This is a genomic window from Micromonospora sp. NPDC047620, assembly GCF_043205005.1.
In the GTDB taxonomy this organism is placed as follows: Bacteria; Actinomycetota; Actinomycetes; order Mycobacteriales; family Micromonosporaceae; genus Micromonospora.
In genome coordinates this window covers 12,065-30,355 of the sequence record NZ_JBIDDG010000043.1, presented here as the reverse complement: position 1 = coordinate 30,355, position 18,291 = coordinate 12,065, and the positions used below count along the sequence as shown (strand labels likewise).

Annotated in this window: 18 protein-coding genes and 1 pseudogene; 12 read left to right on the top strand and 7 right to left on the bottom strand. The window is 73.6% G+C overall.

Annotated elements, in window-relative coordinates; genetic code table 11:
• Nucleotide 1: 1 nt before the first annotated feature.
• Nucleotides 2-1,270, bottom strand: a complete 1,269-nt coding sequence (locus tag ACGF5C_RS31935; protein WP_393307697.1) for an MFS transporter — start codon at nt 1,268-1,270, stop codon at nt 2-4.
• Nucleotides 1,271-1,354: 84 nt separating this feature from the next.
• On the opposite strand from ACGF5C_RS31935, the gene ACGF5C_RS31930 reads away from it, so the two are divergent.
• The 4 genes from ACGF5C_RS31930 to ACGF5C_RS31915 all read left to right on the top strand — a co-directional run bounded on the left by ACGF5C_RS31930 (nt 1,355) and on the right by ACGF5C_RS31915 (nt 5,213).
• Nucleotides 1,355-2,236, top strand: a complete 882-nt coding sequence (locus tag ACGF5C_RS31930; RefSeq protein WP_393307695.1) for a winged helix-turn-helix transcriptional regulator — start codon at nt 1,355-1,357, stop codon at nt 2,234-2,236.
• 120 nt (nt 2,237-2,356) lie between these two features.
• Nucleotides 2,357-3,472, top strand: coding sequence for a M24 family metallopeptidase (locus tag ACGF5C_RS31925; protein WP_393307693.1), 1,116 nt, complete (start codon nt 2,357-2,359; stop codon nt 3,470-3,472).
• Entirely contained in the window at nt 3,469-4,611 is a 1,143-nt protein-coding gene (locus tag ACGF5C_RS31920; protein ID WP_393307691.1) for an acyl-CoA dehydrogenase family protein, read from the top strand. The genes ACGF5C_RS31925 and ACGF5C_RS31920 overlap by 4 nt, the downstream gene beginning before the upstream one ends.
• Nucleotides 4,612-4,706: 95 nt before the next feature.
• Entirely contained in the window at nt 4,707-5,213 is a 507-nt protein-coding gene (locus ACGF5C_RS31915; RefSeq protein WP_357461989.1) for an Lrp/AsnC family transcriptional regulator, read from the top strand.
• Here ACGF5C_RS31915 and ACGF5C_RS31910 read toward each other — a convergent pair.
• Nucleotides 5,143-5,754, bottom strand: coding sequence for a histidine phosphatase family protein (locus tag ACGF5C_RS31910; RefSeq protein ID WP_393307689.1), 612 nt, complete (start codon nt 5,752-5,754; stop codon nt 5,143-5,145). The two genes, ACGF5C_RS31915 and ACGF5C_RS31910, sit on opposite strands and share 71 nt — an antisense overlap.
• 173 nt (nt 5,755-5,927) lie before the next feature.
• On the opposite strand from ACGF5C_RS31910, the gene ACGF5C_RS31905 reads away from it, so the two are divergent.
• Entirely contained in the window at nt 5,928-6,110 is a 183-nt protein-coding gene (locus ACGF5C_RS31905) for a CsbD family protein (protein ID WP_393307687.1), read from the top strand.
• Between the two features lie 195 nt (nt 6,111-6,305).
• Here the strand turns inward: ACGF5C_RS31905 and ACGF5C_RS31900 are convergent, their stop codons facing one another.
• From ACGF5C_RS31900 to ACGF5C_RS31890, 3 genes are all read right to left on the bottom strand, one after another.
• Nucleotides 6,306-7,016 carry a cation transporter gene (locus tag ACGF5C_RS31900; protein ID WP_393307685.1) on the bottom strand — a complete coding sequence of 237 codons (711 nt, stop codon included), beginning with the start codon at nt 7,014-7,016 and terminating at the stop codon, nt 6,306-6,308.
• Nucleotides 7,016-7,345, bottom strand: a complete 330-nt coding sequence (locus tag ACGF5C_RS31895; protein ID WP_393307683.1) for an ArsR/SmtB family transcription factor — start codon at nt 7,343-7,345, stop codon at nt 7,016-7,018. Before ACGF5C_RS31895 ends, ACGF5C_RS31900 begins: the two co-directional genes overlap by 1 nt.
• Before the next feature lie 153 nt (nt 7,346-7,498).
• On the bottom strand, nt 7,499-8,908 hold the full coding sequence (locus ACGF5C_RS31890; protein WP_393307681.1) for a KamA family radical SAM protein: 1,410 nt from the start codon (nt 8,906-8,908) through the stop codon (nt 7,499-7,501).
• A 154-nt stretch (nt 8,909-9,062) separates the two neighbouring features.
• Here ACGF5C_RS31890 and ACGF5C_RS31885 point away from each other — a divergent pair, with 154 nt between their 5' ends.
• The 6 genes from ACGF5C_RS31885 (at nt 9,063) to ACGF5C_RS31860 (ending at nt 15,827) form a co-directional block, all read left to right on the top strand.
• Nucleotides 9,063-10,112: a zinc-binding alcohol dehydrogenase gene (locus ACGF5C_RS31885; RefSeq protein ID WP_393307724.1), complete on the top strand. Its 1,050-nt coding sequence runs from the start codon at nt 9,063-9,065 to the stop codon at nt 10,110-10,112.
• A gap of 5 nt (nt 10,113-10,117) precedes the next feature.
• Nucleotides 10,118-11,686 (top strand): amidohydrolase, encoded by a 1,569-nt coding sequence (locus ACGF5C_RS31880; RefSeq protein WP_393307679.1) that lies wholly within the window; start codon nt 10,118-10,120, stop codon nt 11,684-11,686.
• Between the two features lie 64 nt (nt 11,687-11,750).
• On the top strand, nt 11,751-13,313 hold the full coding sequence (locus ACGF5C_RS31875; protein ID WP_393307677.1) for a lysine 5,6-aminomutase subunit alpha: 1,563 nt from the start codon (nt 11,751-11,753) through the stop codon (nt 13,311-13,313).
• On the top strand, nt 13,310-14,104 hold the full coding sequence (locus ACGF5C_RS31870) for an OAM dimerization domain-containing protein (protein WP_393307676.1): 795 nt from the start codon (nt 13,310-13,312) through the stop codon (nt 14,102-14,104). Before ACGF5C_RS31875 ends, ACGF5C_RS31870 begins: the two co-directional genes overlap by 4 nt.
• On the top strand, nt 14,101-14,493 hold the full coding sequence (locus ACGF5C_RS31865) for a hotdog domain-containing protein (RefSeq protein WP_393261972.1): 393 nt from the start codon (nt 14,101-14,103) through the stop codon (nt 14,491-14,493). The genes ACGF5C_RS31870 and ACGF5C_RS31865 overlap by 4 nt, the downstream gene beginning before the upstream one ends.
• Nucleotides 14,490-15,827, top strand: a complete 1,338-nt coding sequence (locus tag ACGF5C_RS31860) for a glutamate mutase L (RefSeq protein WP_393307674.1) — start codon at nt 14,490-14,492, stop codon at nt 15,825-15,827. Before ACGF5C_RS31865 ends, ACGF5C_RS31860 begins: the two co-directional genes overlap by 4 nt.
• A gap of 568 nt (nt 15,828-16,395) precedes the next feature.
• Here ACGF5C_RS31860 and ACGF5C_RS31855 read toward each other — a convergent pair.
• Nucleotides 16,396-17,091 carry an alpha/beta fold hydrolase gene (locus ACGF5C_RS31855; protein ID WP_393307672.1) on the bottom strand — a complete coding sequence of 232 codons (696 nt, stop codon included), beginning with the start codon at nt 17,089-17,091 and terminating at the stop codon, nt 16,396-16,398.
• On the bottom strand, nt 17,088-17,594 hold the full coding sequence (locus ACGF5C_RS31850) for a pyridoxamine 5'-phosphate oxidase family protein (RefSeq protein ID WP_393307670.1): 507 nt from the start codon (nt 17,592-17,594) through the stop codon (nt 17,088-17,090). Before ACGF5C_RS31850 ends, ACGF5C_RS31855 begins: the two co-directional genes overlap by 4 nt.
• 47 nt (nt 17,595-17,641) lie before the next feature.
• Between ACGF5C_RS31850 and ACGF5C_RS31845 the strand changes: the two are divergent.
• Nucleotides 17,642-17,962, top strand: a pseudogene (locus ACGF5C_RS31845) (winged helix-turn-helix transcriptional regulator); the annotation flags it as partial.
• Nucleotides 17,963-18,291 lie beyond the last annotated feature (329 nt).

The window sequence follows — 18,291 nt, the reverse complement described above, 5'->3', positions numbered from 1 at the left end:
GTCAGCGGGCCGCCGGCACGGGGCTCGCCCGGCGGTCGCCGGCCGCCCGGTCGTGGTCGGTGAGGTCGCGCAGGCGGCGGACGGGGGACAGCAGTAGCGCCAGGGGCGCGCAGACCGCCGTGAACGCGAAGACCAGCAGGGTGGCGCGGGTCCCGGCGACGCCGGCGAGGGCGCCCGCGAGCAGGCCGCCGACGGGGATGGCTCCCCAGGAGACGAACCGGACCGTCGCCATCACGCGGGAGAGCAGCTCGGGCGGGCTGGCGATCTGCCGGTAGGTCCGGGTGGTCACGCTGAGCACCACGACGCCGGCCGCGAAGACGACGTTGCCGACCGCGAAGGCGACGTACGCCGGCCAGCCGGTGCCCCAGGGGACGACGAACGCGCCGCCGGCCGACACGAAGCCGGCGACGACCAGGGCCCGGGCGGTGCCGATCCGGGCGGTGATCCGGGACGTCAGCGCGGCCCCCACGAGCGAGCCGATGCCCTCGACGGCGAGCAGCAGGCCGACCAGGCCTGCCGGGGCGTGCAGCTCGCGCACCAGGTGCAGCGGGTAGAGCGCGAGCTGCGCCCCGCAGACGAAGTTCACCGCCGTCGCGGCCCACATGCCGGGGCCCATCACCGGGTGGTACGCCACGAAGCGCCAGCCCTCGCGGATCATCTCCCCGACCGGCGGCCAGCGGTCCGGCGTGTCGACGCGGCGGGCGGGCAGGGAACGGAGCAGGGCCGCCGAGACGAGGTAGCCGGCGGCGTCGACGAGCAGGGTCGGCACCGCGCCGAGCGCCTGCACTGCGAGGCCGCCGAGCGGCGGCCCGCCGAGCTGGGTGGTGGCGTGCGTGGCGGAGGTCAGGCTGTTGCGGGACTGCAGCTGGTCCCGGTCGACGATGCTCGGCAGGAAGGTCGAGTTGGCCACGTCGAAGAGCACCGTGGCGAAGCTGACCACCAGCGCGGTGACCACCAGGTGGGTGACGGTCAACCGGTCGGACCACCACGCGACCGGCACCGACGCGACGGCCAGCGCGCGGGCCAGGTCGGCGCCCACCTGCGTTCCGCGCAGCGGCAGCCGCTGCGTGACGACGCCGGCCGGCAGCCCGATCACGAGCCAGGCGACGTAGCTGGCCGCCGCGATGAGGCCCATCTCGAACGCGGTGGCGTCGAGCACCGTCAGCGCGGTCAGCGGCAGCGCCACGGCGCCGACCGCCGACCCGACCGCGCTGGTCGTGCCGGCGGCCCACCACCGCCAGAACACCCCGGCTGCATGCCCGACGCCCATGTCGTCCGCCCCCGTCCGCGAGCCAGCGAGTTCCAATCTGAAACGGACTATAGTCGAGGGCGACGGAGCGGGCGGGGGTGGGATGTGCGGCGGGCCGACCTGGCGGACGCGGACTGCGGCATCGCGCAGGCGTTGGGCGTCCTCGGCGACTGGTGGACGTTCCTCATCGTGCGCGAGGTCGCCGGCGGGACCACCCGCTTCGACGCGCTCCACCGTGAGCTGGGCGTCAGCCGGCGGGCGCTGACCGAGCGCCTGGCCGGGCTGGTCGCGCACGGCGTGCTGGAGCGACAGCCCTACTCGGCGCATCCGCCCCGCTTCGACTACCTGCTCACCGCCAAGGGCGAGGGCCTGTTGCCGGTGCTCATCGCCCTGCAGGACTGGGGCACCCGGTACGTGATGGGCGACGGCGACCTCACCGCGACCGCCGACGCCGCCTCCGCCGAGGCGCGCCGCGTGCACGACCTGGTCGGGCGGCGGCTGCCCGACGTCGTCCTGCCCGGGCACGACGGACGGCCGGTCGCGCCGGCCGACGCGCGGGGCTGGAGCGTGCTCTACTTCTTCCCGGGGGCGTTCGCGCCGGGGGCGCGGGCCCTTCCGCCGGGCTGGGGGGAGATCCCCGGCGCGGCCGGCTGCACGTTGGAGTCCACCAGCTACGCCGCCCGGCACGCGGACTTCCGGGCCGCCGGCGCGCGGGTCCTCGGAGTGAGCACCCAGCGGCCCGACCAGCTCGCCGACTTCGTGGCGCACGCCGAGCTGCCCTTCCCGCTGCTGTCCGACCAGGACGGCCGGCTCGCGGCGGGGCTGTCGCTGCCCACCTTCCGGGCCGGGGGCGTCGAGCGGTTCAAGCGCCTGACCCTGCTGGTCGGCTCCGACGCCGTCGTCCGCGCGGTGCAGTTCCCGGTGACCGACCCCGCCGGCTCCGTCGACGAGATGCTCGCCCTCGTCCGGCGCCGGGCAGCCTCCTGAACGTCCGGCCGGGAAGCGCCCGTTGGCGCGGCGGGCCGCCGCCTGCGCCTCGTCGGGGAGCGCCCGCCGGAGCGCCGGGTGGGCTGGGTCGGCGCCCGAACGACCGTTAAGCTGGCCGGTGTGGGATCCGAGGAGCTGTATCCGCCGCAGCGGCTGGCCGCCGCGCAGCGCGCCACCGCCGCCGCCGGGCTGGACGCGCTGCTGCTCACCCCCGGCTCAGACCTGCGCTACCTGACCGGCTACGACGCGCACGCCGGCGAGCGCCTGACCTGCCTGGTGCTGCCCGCCGAGGGCGATCCGACGCTGATCGTGCCCACCCTGGAGCGGCCCGCCGCCGAGGCGTCCCCGGCCCCGGCCACCGGCGTGCGGATCGTCGACCACGCCGACGGCACGGACCCGTACCCCCTCGTCACCGCCGCCCTCGGCGGGCCGGTGGCGGCGGTCGGGCTGGCCGACCGGATGTGGGCCGAGCAGGTCCTCGCCCTGCGCGCCACGCTGCCCGGCGCCACCCAGCGGCTGGCCTCCGAGGTGCTGCGCGAGCTGCGCATCCGCAAGTCCCCGGCGGAGGTGGCGGCGCTGGCCGAGGCGGGCGCGGCGATCGACGTGGTGCATGACCGGATGGGGGAGTGGCTGCGGCCGGGGCGCACCGAGACGGAGGTCGCCGCCGACATCGCCGCGGCGATCCGGGCCGCCGGCCACGTCACCGTCGACTTCGTGATCGTCGCCGCCGGCCCGAACGGCGCCAGCCCGCACCACGGCACCTCCGACCGGCCGATCGGCGCCGGCGAGCCGGTGGTGGTGGACATCGGCGGCACGATGCCCTCGGGCTACCGCTCCGACTGCACCCGCACCTACGTCGCCGGGGGTCCGCCGCCGGCCGAGTTCGCCGACTACTACGAGGTGCTGCGCGCCGCCCAGGCGGCGGCGGTGGCCGCGGTCCGCCCCGGGGTGACCGCCGAGGCCGTCGACGCCGCCGCGCGGGAGCCGATCGCCGCCGCCGGCCACGGCGCGGCGTTCCTGCACCGCACCGGCCACGGCATCGGCCTGGACGGCCACGAGGAGCCGTACGTGGTGGCCGGCAACGCCCGCCCGCTGGAGGCGGGGATGGCGTTCTCCGTCGAACCGGGCATCTACCTGGCGGGCCGGCACGGCGCCCGCATCGAGGACATCGTCGTCTGCACCACGGACGGCGTGCAACGGCTCAACACCACCCCCACGGAGCTCATCGCGCTATGACTGTCCACCGGATCCTCCCCACCGACGAGGCCCACGACCTGCTCGACCTCGCCACCGAACTCGCCGACCGGGAGCTCGCCCCGAAGGCGGCCGGGTTCGAGGAGCGCGCCGAGTTCCCCCGCGAGGTGCTGCGCACCCTCGGTCGGGCGGGCCTGCTCGGCCTGCCGTACGCCGAGGAGCACGGCGGCGCCGCCCAGCCGTACGAGGTCTATCTGCAGGTGCTGGAGATCCTGGCCAGCCGCTGGCTCGCGGTCGCCGAGGCGGTCAGCGTGCACACCCTGTCCTGCTACCCGCTGGCCCAGTTCGGCACCGACGAGCAGCGCAAGCTTCTGCCGGACATGGTCGGCGGGGAACTGCTCGGGGCGTACTGCCTCTCGGAGCCGCAGGGCGGGTCGGACGCGGCCAGCCTGACCACGAAGGCCGTGCGCGACGGCGACTCCTACGTGGTCACCGGCACCAAGGCGTGGATCACCCACGCCCGGGTCGCCGACTTCTACAACATCTTCTGCCGCACCGGCGGGCCCGGCCCGAAGGGCATCTCCTGCCTGCTGGCCGACCGGGGCACGCCGGGCATCGCCCCGCAGGCGGCCGAACGGACGATGGGCCTGCACGCCTCGCCGGTGGCGCAGGTCGCCTTCGACGACGCCCGGGTGCCGGCCGAGCGGCTCATCGGCGGGGAGGGGATGGGCTTCACCATCGCCATGTCCGCCCTGGACTCGGGGCGCCTCGGCATCGCCGCCTGCGCGGTGGGGCTGGCCCAGGCGGCGCTGGACTACGCGGTGGGCTACGCGAAGGAACGGCAGCAGTTCGGCCGGGCGATCATCGACTTCCAGGGGCTGGGCTTCACCCTCGCCGACCTGGCCACCCAGATCTCCGCCGCCCGGGCGCTGATGCTCTCCGCCGCCCGGCTGCGCGACGCAGGCCGGCCGTACTCGATCGAGGCGGCGAAGGCGAAGCTGTTCGCCACCGACGTGGCGATGCGGGTCACCACCGACGCGGTGCAGGTGCTCGGCGGTGCCGGCTACGTGACCGACCACCCGGTGGAGCGCTACATGCGCGAGGCCAAGGTGCTGCAGATCGTCGAGGGCACCAACCAGATCCAGCGGCTGGTCATCTCCCGGGCGCTCGCGAAGGGCTGACGGTGCCCCGACGGGCCGGCACGCCGCGTACGCCGCGTCGTGCCGGCGGGGGTGCGTCGTCGCAGCCGGGCGGATTTCCCGGTAGGTTGCACGCCGTGGAGGAGATCGACCGCGCCATCGTCGCCGCACTGACCGCTGACGGTCGGCTGTCGTACACGGATCTGGCGGAGAAGGTGGGCCTGTCGGTGTCCGCGGTGCACCAGCGGGTGCGCCGGCTGGAGCAGCGCGGCGTGATCAAGGGGTACGCCGCCCGGGTCTCCTTCGAGGCCCTGGACCTGCCGCTGACCGCGTTCGTGGCGATCCGGCCGTTCGACCCGTCCCAGCCGGACGACGCCCCGGAGCGGCTGGCCCACCTGCCGGAGATCGACTCGTGCTACTCCGTGGCGGGGGAGGACTTCTACCTGCTGCTGGTGCGGGTGGCCAGCCCGACCGACCTGGAGCGGGTACTCCAGGAGATCCGGACGGCGGCGAACGTGACCACCCGCACGACGGTGGTGCTGTCGACCCCGTACGAGAACCGGCCGCCGAAGATCAGTGCCGAGCTCCAGGCTCGGGCGCGTTCCCGTTCGGCGGGGGAGCCGGCTGGTTCCACCGCTGGATGACCCGCCGGCTGTGCTCGTGGCCGAGCACGCTGACGGTGGCGGTGTCCAGCCGCAGCAGCCCGCCGGCCGACGGCGGCAGCCCGACCCAGCGGGCGCCGAGCACCCGCAGGCTGTGGCCGTGCCCGACGAGGGCCACGGTGCCCCGGTCGAGCAGCGGGTGGATCCGGGCGAGCACCCGGTCGACGCGCTCGCCGACCTCGCTGGGGGACTCCCCGCCGGGGCAGCCGTCCGTCCAGAGGTTCCAGCTCGGGTGGTCGTCGTGGATGTCGGCGGTGGTGCGGCCCTCGTAGTCGCCGTAGTGCCACTCGGCGAGGTCGTCGTCGGTGCCGGTGACGGGGAGGCCGGCGAGCTGCGCGGTGCGCAGCGCCCGGGCCCGGGGGCTGGTGAGGACGGCGGCGACGCGCCGGCCGGCGAGGAACTCGCCGAGGGCGCGGGCCTGCCGCTCGCCGTCGGGGGTGAGCGGCAGGTCGGTGTACGAGGTGTGCCGGCGGCTGGCGCTCCAGGTGGTCTCGCCGTGCCGGATCAGCAGGATCTCTCCCATTCGCCCAGTCAACCAGAAGCCCGTCACCCTCGTTCACCTAGTGTCCTAGGATGCCTTACGGGATGTGTAACCCACCGCACGGCACAGCCCAGGTTTCCGCCTGCCGGGGTCCGGGCACGCAGTCGGACCAGGGCACGGAAGGCCCGGCCCGGCGCAGGAGCAGGGGAGGCGACATGAGCTTCACCGACAAGGCGAAGAACAAGGTCGAGCAACTTACCGGCGCGGCCAAGGAGCGAATCGGCGACGTCACCGACAACGAGCGGATGCGGGGCGAGGGCGCCACGCAGCAGAGCGACGCGCGTGCCCGGCAGGCGAAGGAAGCCGGCCGCGACGTGAAGGACGTCTTCACTCGGTGACCCGTGTGCGGTGACGGCCCCCGGTCCACCCCGGGAGCCGTCACCTGATCCGGGGCGAATGGGGCCCGGCCGCAGCTTCCGGCCCAGAACGAGGTCAAAGACTGGAATTTGATCTAGGTGCCGTCACTGCGCCAGGTGCGCCACCCGAACGCCAGCACCAGGCCCAGCAGATACGAGGCGAGTGTCAGGCCGGCGTCACCGCGAACCCTCGTCGGCGCAGCAGTGGTCCGTGCGGCTGTCGGCCGCTGGTCCGGCCGGGGTGAGCCCGGGTGCGCAGCAGGTGTCACCGCGCCACGCTTCGCGGCCTTCCTTGACCGCCACGGCGGCGATGACCAGCGCGGCGACCGGGTCGGCCCAGGACCAGCCGAACAGGCTGTTCAGCCCCAGGCCCACGAGCAGGACGGCGGACAGGTAGGTGCACAACAGGGTTTGCTTGGAGTCCGCGACGGCCGAACGCGAACCCAGTTTCCGGCCGGCGCGGCGCTGCGCGTACGACAGGCCGGGCATGATCGCCAGCGACAGTGCCGCCAGCACCAGACCTGTGCTGGAGTGGTCGGCCTCGGCGCCGCCGACCAGGGCACGCACCGACTCCACCGTCACGTAGGCGGCGAGAGCGAAGAACGAGAACGCGATGATCCGCAGCGCCACCTTTTCCCGAGACTCCGGGTCGCGGCCGGCGAACTGCCACGCCACCGCCGCCGCCGACGACACCTCGATCACCGAGTCGAGGCCGAAGCCGATCAGCGCGGTCGACGACGCGATCGTGCCGGCGGTGATCGCCACGACCGCCTCGATGGCGTTGTAGGTGATCGTCGCGGCGACCAGCAACCGCACTCGGCGGGCGAGCACCGCGCGGCGCGCCGGCGATGGCCCCGCCGGTGTCAGGTTGATCAGGGGCAGGCTCATCAGCAGCAGCCCTGCTCGTCGGAATTCGGGCAGGCGGCCGGGTCGACCGTCAGCACGAGGCCGAGCAGGTCCGTGAGGGCGTGCGCCAGCCGGGCGTCGGCCAGCTCGTACCGGGTGCGGCGGCCCTGCGGCACCGCGACCACCAGGCCGCAGCCGCGCAGGCACGACAGGTGGTTCGACAGGTTCTGCCGGGTCGTGCCCAGCAGCTCGGCCAGCTCCGCCGGATATCCCGGCCCGTCGCGCAGCGCGAGCAGCAGCCGCGCCCGGGTCGGGTCCGACAGGGCATGACCGAAGCGGGCCAGCACCTGTCCGTGCGTCAACGTCTCCACACGGCAGATAGTACATCCGATGGTGTACTAGTCGAGGTGGCCGCCGCGTACAGCAAACCGGGTGTACCCCGTGCGGAGGTGTCGTCGTGGGTCGGAGACGCGTCACCCCCGGAGCCGGTGGTCGGCGCCGGGGGTGGCGGGGGTGCGGGTGGGTCAATCGTCGACGCGGTGGTCGGCCCACCACTTCTGCCCGGTCTCGGGCAGGGTGTCGATCGGGTCGTAGTAGGCGTAGCGCTTGTTGAGCGCCTCGGTGTCGGCGGACTCGATCGAGGTGCGGTAGTTCTTGGTCCAGTAGGAGATGCCGCGCTCGCGGTCGTACTCGGTGAGCATGTGCACCCAGCGCTTGCCGACGAAGGGGACGTCGCAGACGATGCGCGGGGTGGCGTAGCCGGGGAGGTAGCCCATGATGTCGTGCTGGAGCTGCTGGGCGTGCCAGACCGGGACCCGCCAGTGCTCGGCGTTGGGGATCATGTCGCACATGTAGAAGTAGTACGGCAGGATGCCCGCCTCGCCCTGGAGGGCGAAGCAGAGGTCGAGCAGGTCGGGGGCGGTGGCGTTGACGCCGCGCATGAGCACGCCCTGGTTGCGGACGTCGCGGACGCCGACGTCGAGGGCGGTCTGGGCGGCCCTGGCGACCAGCGGGGTGAGCGACTGGGCGTGGTTGACGTGGGTGTGGATGGCCAGGTTGACGCCGCGGCGGGCGGCGGTGCGGGCGACGCGTTCGAGGCCCTCGACGACGTCGGGCTGGAGCCAGTGCTGGGGCAGGCCCATGAGCGCCTTGGTGGCGAGCCGGATGTCGCGGATGGTCTCGATCTCGAGCAGCCGCATCAGGTAGGACTCGAGGTTCTTCCAGGGGACGTTGGCCACGTCGCCGCCGGAGACGACGACGTCGCGGACGCCCGGGTGGGCCTTGAGGTAGCTGATGTGCGCGTCGTAGCGGTCGACGGGCTTGAGGGTGAGTTTGAGCTTGTCGACGGTCGGGGTGGAGTTGCCGACGAGGTCCATGCGGGTGCAGTGGCCGCAGTACTGCGGGCAGGTGGAGAGCAGCTCGGCGAGGACCTTGGTGGGGTAGCGGTGGGTGAGGCCCTCGGCGACCCACATGTCGTGTTCGTGCAGGGAGTCGCGGCTGGCGTACGGGTGGGAGGGCCAGTCGGTGCGCCGGTCGGAGGCGACGGGGATCATGTAGCGCCGGATGGGGTCGGCGAGGAGCGCCTCGGTGGTCATCGGGGCGAACGGGACCATGGTGTTGAGCATCTGTGGTGGCACCAGCATGGACATGGTGGCCAGGGCCGTCTGGTCGGCCTCGAGGTCGGCGTAGAAGGTCTCGTCGACGAGGTCGCCGAGCACGGTGCGTAGCTGCTTGATGTTCTTGACGCAGTTGACGCGCTGCCACTGTGCGTTCTCCCACTGGTCGCGGGTGACGTGGCGCCAGCCGGGGAAGCGGGTCCAGTCGGGTTCGACGAGGGGCGCGCGGCGGTATTCGTAGGGCTGTCCGGCGGTGGGGACCGCGACCGGCGCGGGGCGGGACGCTGGGATGGTCTCCACCGGTTGTGTCTGGGTCACGGCCCCTCCTCGGGTGGTGCGGTTGATCAGCGATTTCGAAGGCTACTGGAAAATATCCGGTGAAGAAATTAGTCTGCCGGAAGTTTTCCCGCTACGCGAGCCCTGGCCGGGGCTTCGGGCGGCTTGACAGGGGGTGGTCGGCGTGACGTCACCGGTGGGTCTGCACCGCGTTGTCGAACCGGCGGGGGTGCTGCCGCAGGCGGCGTGGCGGCTCGACGCGAGCCCGGAGATCGCGGCGAACGAGGTCCGCATCCGGGTGGAGCGGTTGAACCTCGACGCGGCGAGCTTCCGGCAGCTGTGGGAGAAGCACGGCGGTGACGGCGACGCGGTCCGCGCCGAGGTGCTGGAGATCGTGTCGACCCGGGGGAAGATGCAGAACCCGGTGACGGGTTCCGGCGGGATGCTGATCGGCACGGTGGAGGAGGCGGGGCGGCGTTCCCCGCTGGGGTTGAAGGCGGGGGAGCGGGTGGCGACGCTGGTGTCGCTGACGCTGACGCCGCTGACGATCCTCGACGGGCTGGCGCGGTGGGACGGGCGCAGCGAGCAGGTGCCGTGCGACGGGTACGCGATCCTGTTCGCCCGGTCGATCGCGGCGGTGCTGCCGGCGGACCTGGACCCGCAGTTGTCCCTGGCGGTGCTCGACGTGTGCGGGGCGCCGGCGTTGACCTCGCGGGTGGTGGCGCGGCACGTGGCGGACCGGGAGCGGGCGGGGGATCCGTCGCCGGTGCGGGTGGCGGTGATCGGTGGCGCGGGCAAGAGCGGGTCGTTGTCCCTCGCGGCGGCGCGGCGGGCGGGCGCCGGCCGTACGGTCGGGGTGGTGCCGGTGGCGGCGGAGCGGGACGCGCTGACGGGGGCGGGTCTGGCGGACGCGGTGGCGTTGGCGGACGCGCGGGATCCGGTGGCGTTGTCGTCGGCGGTGACCACGGCGCTGGGTGCGCCGGCGGACGTGACGGTGGTCTGCGTGGACGTGCCGGGTTGTGAGCACGGGGCGGTGCTGGCGACCGCGGACGGCGGCACGGTGATCTTCTTCTCGATGGCGACGAGTTTCGCGGCGGCGGCGTTGGGCGCGGAGGGTCTGGCGGCGGACGTGACGATGCTGGTGGGCAACGGCTACGTGCCGGGGCACGCGGAGCTGGCGTTGGGGTTGTTGCGGTCGGAGCCGGGGGTCCGGGCGCTGTTCGAGTCGCGGCTGGCGGCAGACTGATTGTCATGACGAACCCCTCGACTCTGTACCGCGGCGGCGTGCTGCACTGTCCGGCCGATCCGCGCGCGACGGCCCTGTTGGTGACCGACGGCAGGATCTCGTGGTTGGGGGCGGACGCGGACGCGCCGGCGGCCGACCGGGTGGTGGACCTGGACGGGGCGTTGGTGACGCCGGCGTTCGTGGATTCGCACGTGCACGCGACCGACACGGGGTTGGCGTTGTCGGGGCTGGACCTGTCGGCGGTGCGGTCGGCGGGGGAGTTGCTGGACGCGGTGGCGGCGTTCGTGGCGGGGTTGCCGTCGGACGCGGTGGTGCTGGGGCACGGGTGGGACGAGTCGAGTTGGCCGGTGCCGGAACTGCCGGATGCGGCGACGTTGGATCGTGCGGCCGGGGGCCGGCGGGTGTATTTGTCGCAGGCGTCGATCCATTCGGCGTTGGTGTCGGCGGCGCTGCTGGCGGCGTGTCCGGAGGCGTCGGCGGCGGCGGGGTTCGACCCGTCGGGTTGGTTGCGGCGTGACGCGCATCACGTGGTGCGGGCGGCGGCGTTCGGGTCGGTGACGCGGGCGCAGCGGGTGGCGGCGCAGCGGGCGGCGTTGGCGCACGCGGCGTCGTTGGGCATCGCGGCGGTGCACGAGTGTGGTGGTCCGGAGATCTCCGACGAGGAGGACTTCACGGGCCTGTTGGCGTTGTCGGGCGATGGTGTGGCGGAGGTGTACGGGTACTGGGGTGAGCTGCTGGGTGCGGCGCGGGCCCGGGAGTTGGGCGCGGTCGGGGCGGGGGGTGACCTGTTCGCCGACGGGGCGTTGGGGTCGCGTACGGCGCATGTGTCGCGGGACTACCTGGACGGTGACGGGGGCTGCGGGCACGGTTACGTCTCGGCGGAGCAGGTGCGGGACCATCTGTTGGACTGTGCGGCGCACGGCATGCAGGGCGGGTTCCACGCGATCGGTGACGCGGCGATCTCGACGGTGCTGGAGGGTTTCGCGGGCGCGGCGGAGAAGCTGGGCACGGATCGGGTGCGGGCGGCGCGGCACCGGGTGGAGCACGCGGAGATCATGAACAAGCGGCTGATCGCCGGGTTCGTGGAGTACGGGATCGTGGCGAGCATGCAGCCGGCGTTCGACCGGTTGTGGGGCGGTGCGGGCCGGATGTACGAGTCGCGGTTGGGCCTGGACCGGTCGTTGGAGTCGAACCCGATGGGGGCGATGCACGGGGTCGGGGTGGCGCTGGCGTTCGGGTCGGATTCGCCGGTGACGCCGTTGGATCCGTGGGGTTCGGTGCGGGCGGCGGTGTGGCACCACAATCCGACGCAGCGGATGAGTGTGCGGGCGGCGTTCGCGGCGCACACGCGTGGCGGGTGGCGGGCGGTGCACCTGGACAACGAGGGTGTGCTGGCGTTGGGGGCGCCGGCGACGTTCGCGGTGTGGTCGACGCCGGCGGGGGTGGAGCGGGGTCTGCCGGTGTTGTTGGCCGAGGACCTGGAGGCGCGGGGTCCGCAGGATCCGACGCCGTTGCCGGTGTGTCGGCGCACGGTGCTGCGTGGTGACGTGATCTACGAGGAAGGGTCGGCGTGAGCGAGCATGGCGGGTGGTTCGGTGAGGGCGCGGGTCGCGTCGCCGGCCGGAGTGAGGTGACGGTGTGACGGGCAAGCTTGACCTGGATCCGCGGTTGGTGGCGCGGGCGCGGGAGTTGGCGCGCCGTGCCGGGCAGCCGGTGGTGGATCTGGCGCGCAGCCACACGACGGTGTCGGTGGAGCGGGCGGTGCTGCGGTTGGCGGGGGTGACCGGCGCCGACCCGGACGGCATTCCGTGGGTGAACCGGCTCGTCGACGCGGTGGTCGCGGACGTGGGGTTGGGGCACGGGGTGGCGGTGCCGGTGTTCGACGCCATGGCGCGGGAGCAGATCGGTGACGTGACGTTGCTGGCGCAGAAGGCGGCGGCGGGGTCGGTGCGGTTCGAGGTGCCGTCGGGCAAGGCGGCCACGGCGGCGCGGAGGGCGGCGCGGAAGGCCGTGGGGGCCGGAATCCGGCTGGTCGACCGGCGCCGCGTCGAGCGGGAGCGTCTGGTCAAGCGGTACGGGGATCCGAAGCAGCGGCCGTGGATCTACCTGATCGTGGCGACGGGGGACATCTACGAGGACATTCCGCAGGCGCAGGCGGCGGCGCGGGCGGGTGCGGACATCATCGCGGTGATCCGGTCGACGGGGCAGTCGCTGCTGGACTACGTGCCGGAGGGCGCGACCCGGGAGGGGTTCGCCGGCACGTACGCGACGCAGGAGAACTTCCGGCTGATGCGGGCGGCGTTGGACGAGTCGTCGAAGGAGCTGGGCCGGTACGTGCGGCTGACGAACTACGCGTCGGGGCTGTGCATGCCGGAGATGGCGACTCTGGCGGGCCTGGAACGGCTCGACATGATGTTGAACGACTCGATGTACGGGATCCTGTTCCGCGACATCAACCCGATCCGCACGTTCGTGGACCAGCGGTTCTCGCGGCAGGTGCACGCGCGGGCGGGCATCATCATCAACACCGGTGAGGACAACTACCTGACCACCGCGGACGCGGTGGACGAGGCGCACACGGTGACGGTGTCGCAGCTGCTGAACGAGTTCTTCGCGCACGAGGCGGGGCTGCGGGACTGGCAGCTGGGCCTGGGGCACGCGTTCGAGATCAACCCGGATGTGCCGGAGTCGTTCCGGTTGGAGTTGGCGCACGCGTTGCTGGCGCGGGAGTTGTTCCCGGACGCGCCGCTGAAGTGGATGCCGCCGACGAAGCACATGACGGGGGACGTGTTCCGGGGGAACCTGCTGGACGGGTTCTTCAACCTGGTGGGCACGATGACGGGTCAGGGGATCCTGCTGGTGGGGATGATGACCGAGGCGGTGGTGACGCCGTGGTTGTCGGACCGGGACATCGCGCTGCAGAACGTGCGGTACGTGCTGGGTGCGGCCGGTGGGTTGCACGAGGATTTCGTGCCGGCGCCGGGCGGGTTCATCCAGCAGCGGGCCAACCGGGTGCTCGGTGAGGCGGTGGATCTGCTGGAGCGCATCGGGGATCAGTCGCTGTTGACGGCGATCGCCGAGGGCACGTTCGGGATCATGAAGCGGCCGGCGGACCGGGGCAAGGGTCTGGCGGGCGTGGCCGCGCACGAGGCCGACTACTTCAACCCGGCCACGGAGATCCTGGAAGGGGATGCGGCGTGAGCGCCGTCGAGGTCGGCGCGGCGGCGCCGGGCGGCGGGGCCGCCGAGAAGAAGATCGTTCGGCCGTACGGGGACACCACGGGCGACGGCATGGTGCAGGTGTCGTTCACGTTGCCGGTGCCGCACGACAAGCGGGCCGAGGGCGCGGCGGTGCAGTTGGCGAACAAGATGGGCATCGACCCGGCGATGCTGGTGCACGCCAAGCCGATGAGTGACGGTTTCACGTTCTTCGTGGTGTACGGGCGGGTGAACCACCTGGTGGACCTGTCGGCGGTGCAGGTGGTGGAGCGTGACTTCCCGCTGCTGTCGGCCAAGGAGGTCAACGCGGTGGTGAAGCAGCGGCTGCGGCGCAAGTTGTCGGTGGTGGGGGCGTGTATCGGCACGGACGCGCACACCGTGGGCATCGACGCGATCCTCAACGTGAAGGGCATCGCGGGGGAGAAGGGCCTGGAGTACTACCGGGAGTTGAAGGTCACCAACCTTGGTGCGCAGGTGAGCGTGCCGGAGCTGGTGGAGGCGGCCCGGGTGGAGAAGGCCGACGCGGTGCTGGTGTCGCAGGTGGTGACGCAGCGCGACGCGCACCTGCACAACACGCGGGAGATGTCGGCGGCGTTCCGGGAGGCGATGCCGGCGGGACGCCGGCCGCTGCTGATCGTGGGTGGGCCGCGGTTCGACGAGACGATGGCCGGCGAGTTGGGCGTGGATCGGATCTTCGGCCGGGGCACCACGCCGGGCGAGGTGGCGAGCTATCTGGTGCACGCGTTGATCACGGAGAAGAAGGCGAAGGCATGAGTGATTCCCGGGTCGGTCTGACCGTCACCCACCGGCGGTATGTGCCCTACTCGCACGCGCACTACGCGGGCAACCTGGTCGACGGGGCGTACGCGTTGGGGTTGTTCGGGGACGTGGCGACGGAGGTGTGCATCCGCACCGACGGCGACGAGGGGTTGTTCGCGTCGTACTCGGACGTGCAGTTCCGCGGCGCCATGCGGGCCGGGGACGTGTTGGAGGTGACGGCGACGGTGACCCGGGTGGGCACCCGCAGCCGCACGATCGACTTCGTGGCGCGGGTGGTGTGCCGGGGCCGTCCGGATCGGGGCGAGTCGGCGGCGGAGGTCCTCGACGAACCGATCGTGGCGGTCACCGCGACCGGCACGGTGGTCGTCCCGCCGGCGGCGTGAGGCACGCGGTCTGCGCCGACGTCGGGTCCACGTACACGAAGGTGGCGGTGGTGGACCTCGACGGCGGCGCGCTGGTCGCGGCGGCGGCGGCGCCCACGACGGTGGGCACGGACGTGCTGCACGGCCTGGATGCCGCGGTCGGCGCGGCCACGGCCGGCCTGCCGGTGGGTGACGTGCCGTGGTACGTGTGCTCGTCGGCCGGTGGTGGGCTACGGCTGGCCGTGGTGGGCTACGAGCACCTGGTGACCGCGCAGGCGGGCCGGCGGGTGGGTCTGTCGGCGGGCGCGAACGTGGTGCACGTGGCGGCGGGGCGGCTCGGCGCGGCGGAGCTGGCGGGGCTGCGGGCGGCCCGCCCGGACGTGGTGCTGCTGGTGGGCGGCACCGACGGCGGTGACGCCGAGACGTTGACGCACAACGCGACCCGGCTGGCGAGGGCACGCTGGCGGGTGCCGGTGGTCCTCGCGGGCAACGTCGACGTCCGCGACGACCTGCACGCCCTGCTGGCCGGCGCGGGGGTGCCGGTGACGGTGGCCGACAACGTGCTGCCCCGCATCGGGGTCCTCGCGCCGGCGTCGGCACGGGCGGCGATCCGGGAGGTGTTCCTACGGCACGTCATCGGCGGGAAGCGGCTGTCGCGGGGGCCCCGGTTCACGCGGCTGGTGCGGGCTGCCACGCCCGACGCGGTGCTGACCGGCGTGGAGGTGCTCGCCGACACCCTTGGCGGTGACCTGGTGGTGGTGGACGTCGGTGGCGCCACCACCGACGTGTACTCGGTGCTGACGCCCGACGAGCGGGCCACGGGGCCGGGCCGGGAGGTGGCGGGTTCGCTGTGGCGGGCCCGGACCGTGGAGGGGGACCTGGGCATGCGGTGGAGCGCGCCGGGGGTGGTGCGGGCCGCCGTCGAGGAGCGGCTGCTGAGCGACGCCGAGGGCGACGACCTGGCGGCCGCGGCGGTGGTGCGCGCCGACGACCCGGGGTTCCTGCCCGCGGGGGACGTCGACCGGGCTGTGGACGCCCGGATCGCGGCCCTGGCGGCGACGGTGGCGCTGCGGCGGCACGCCCGGGGCGCGGCGACCGGGGAGCGGGCCGGCCGGGACCTGCGGGACGTGCGGCTGCTCGTCGGCTCCGGTGGGGTGCTGCGGCACGCCGCGCCGGCCGACGCGGCGGGTGTGCTCTCGGCGGTGCTGACCGACCACGCGGGCGGGTGGCCGCTGCCGCGTGCCGCCCGGCCGGTCGTGGACACCGACTACGTGCTGGCCGCCGGCGGGTTGCTCGCCGCCGAGCATCCGGCGGCGGCGGGGGCGCTGCTGCGCCGCCACCTGGCCAAGGATTGAGACTCGCCGACGCGACACGCCGTGTTGCAACACACGACAGGCCCGGGTGGGTTGACAGCGGCGGGGGTCCACGCCGTACCGTCTTTGAGTCCTACTACGGGAAGCGGCTGTTGTTCGCTTCGTCCCTTCGTCCGCTGGCCGAGCGACATGTGCAGTGCGTCGCGGCGGCCAGGTCCAGCGGGCGGGGGTCGGCGGGGCGGCGCGAACCGGCCGCGGTTACCGGTGTACGGGCAGGGTGAGGTGCACGGCCAGTAGACAACGGCCAGGCGGGGGCAGCCAGTCCGCGTCGGGTCGGTCCGAAGGTCGGCGTAGCTCATTCTCGCCCCACCGGCCGGGAAGGGCCTGGGAGCATCGGGGCGCGGCGCGAGCCGCGCCCCGATTTTCGTCTGTCCGGCCCGGTGTCAGCCCGCTTCCGGTCGGATTCTGTCCGGCCCGGTGTCCGCCGCTTCCGGTGGATTTCTGTCCGCGCCGGTGTCCGCCGGCCCCGGTCGGTTCGATCTCCCGGGCCCGGTGTTGTTTCTTGTGCCGGGTGCCGGGTGCCGGGGTGCGGTCGTGGGCGGGTGCGGCGTCAGGTGGCGGTCGTGGTCGGGGCGCGGTAGGCGTCGAGCTGGTCGGCGAGGCGTTGCGGCTGGCTCAGCGCGACGAGGTGCCCGCCGGGCAGCACGTCGACGTCGACGCCGAGGCGTTCCCGGGCGAGGCGGCGCTGGAACTCGGCGGGGAAGAACCGGTCGTCGCGGCCGGTGACGACGCGGGTGGGCACGTCGGGCCAGCGGCGCAGCGGGTTGGGGCGGGTGAACACCGCCGCCGACTCGTCGGGCGCGTCGGCGGTGATCCGGGCCACCACCGCCTCGGGCACGTCGTGGAAGAAGTCGACCGCCAGGTCGACGTGGTCGCTCGGCGGGCGGCCCTGGGCGGCGGCGTGCGCGGCGCGGGCCTGCGCGTGGCCGGTCGCCTCCCACCACTGCCCGGGCGTCTCGCCGGGGGCGGGAATCATCGGGTTGACCAGGACGAGCATCGTCACCCTCGGGTCGTCGGCGACGAGCGCGGCGGTGAACGCGCCGAGGGACTGGGCGACCAGCGTCACGTCGCGGCGCTGGCCGATCGCGGCGCGGACCGTGTCGGCGTACTCGGGCAGGGCGGCGGTGTCGTCGGCGGCGGGCAGGTCCACGGCGACGACGTCGCGGCCGCGGCGGCGCAGTTCGTCGACGAGCAGGTGCCAGTAGTCGGCGCTGCCGCCTGCGCCGGGGATCAGCACGTAGGTCACGAGCGGCCCCGGGCGGCGAAGTCGTCGGCGCTGCCGCCGCCGGGGAAGCGGGTGGTGAAGTCGAGCACCCCCACCCACGTCGGGCGCAGCCCGATGCGGGCCATCCGCACCGGCTGGCCGTCGGTCTCGGCGAGCACGGCGTCGACCTGCTCCTGCCCGCCGTAGCGGCGGTGGGCGGCGAGGTATTCGGGGGCGTGGCCGTCGACGTCGGTGACGGTGACGGCACCGCGCAGCAGCAGCACCTGCGGCGGCGTGGCGGTGGTGTCGATGGTGACGGCGACGTGGGGTCGCGCCCGTAGGTCGGTGATCTTCCGGGCGCCGGCGAAGGTGCAGAAGACCACCTCGTCGCCGGTGAAGTGGAACAGCATCGGCAGCACCCGGGGTGTGTCGTCGGGGGCGACGTAGGCCACGCGGGCCAGTTCCGTCGAGACCAGCAGCCGCCGGGCCACCGGGTGGTCGAGTAGTCGTACGTCGCCCTGCGGCAGGGCGGTGGTCGCGGTCATGGCGCCTCCTCGAACGGTCACTCCTACATTAGGAGCTGCCACTTCGTGTGGGCAAGTGGTTTCGCTACGCTTGTCGGGTGCGTTCCTACGACGATCTGTGCGGGCTGGCCCGCGCGCTGGCCGTGGTCGGCGAACGCTGGGCGCTGCTGGTCGTCCGGGAGCTGCTGCTCGGGCCGAAACGCTTCTCCGACCTCAGCCGTGGGCTGCCCACGATGAGCCAGAACGTGCTGTCCGCGCGGCTGCGCGAGCTGGAGCGGGCCGGCGTGGTGACCCGCCGCGTCCTCGGCCCCCCGGCCAGCGCCCGCGTGTACGAGCTCACCCCGCGCGGCCGGGAGCTGGAGGAGAGCCTGCTGGCGCTGGGCCGGTGGGGCAGCCGCCAGCCGCTGCCCGCCACCGGCCAGTTGAGCGTCGACGCCCTGATGCTGGCCCTGCGCACCACGTACGACCCGGGCCCGGCCGCGGGCCCGCAGCCGCCGGTGGGGCTGCGGCTGGGCGCCGACCGGTTTGTCGCCGAGGCGGGCCCGGCCGGGCTGCGCGTCACCCGGGGCGCCGGGGAGCGCTGCGCCGCCACCGTCGACACCGACCCGCGCACCCTGCTGGAGGTCGTCTACGGCTACCTGCCCCGCGACGAGGCCGAACGCCGCGGCGCGCTGCGCGTCACCGGCGAGCGGCGGATCGCCGAACGATTCCTCGGCTG

Excerpts from the sequence above, each read along its gene's own strand:
- ACGF5C_RS31935 (WP_393307697.1), bottom strand. The coding sequence starts at position 1,270 with ATGGGCGTCGGGCATGCAGCCGGGGTGTTCTGGCGGTGGTGGGCCGCC.
- ACGF5C_RS31920 (WP_393307691.1), top strand. The coding sequence starts at position 3,469 with ATGACTGTCCACCGGATCCTCCCCACCGACGAGGCCCACGACCTGCTC.
- ACGF5C_RS31910 (WP_393307689.1), bottom strand. The coding sequence starts at position 5,754 with ATGGGAGAGATCCTGCTGATCCGGCACGGCGAGACCACCTGGAGCGCC.
- ACGF5C_RS31905 (WP_393307687.1), top strand. The coding sequence starts at position 5,928 with ATGAGCTTCACCGACAAGGCGAAGAACAAGGTCGAGCAACTTACCGGC.
- ACGF5C_RS31900 (WP_393307685.1), bottom strand. The coding sequence starts at position 7,016 with ATGAGCCTGCCCCTGATCAACCTGACACCGGCGGGGCCATCGCCGGCG.
- ACGF5C_RS31880 (WP_393307679.1), top strand. The coding sequence starts at position 10,118 with ATGACGAACCCCTCGACTCTGTACCGCGGCGGCGTGCTGCACTGTCCG.
- ACGF5C_RS31865 (WP_393261972.1), top strand. The coding sequence starts at position 14,101 with ATGAGTGATTCCCGGGTCGGTCTGACCGTCACCCACCGGCGGTATGTG.
- ACGF5C_RS31850 (WP_393307670.1), bottom strand. The coding sequence starts at position 17,594 with ATGACCGCGACCACCGCCCTGCCGCAGGGCGACGTACGACTACTCGAC.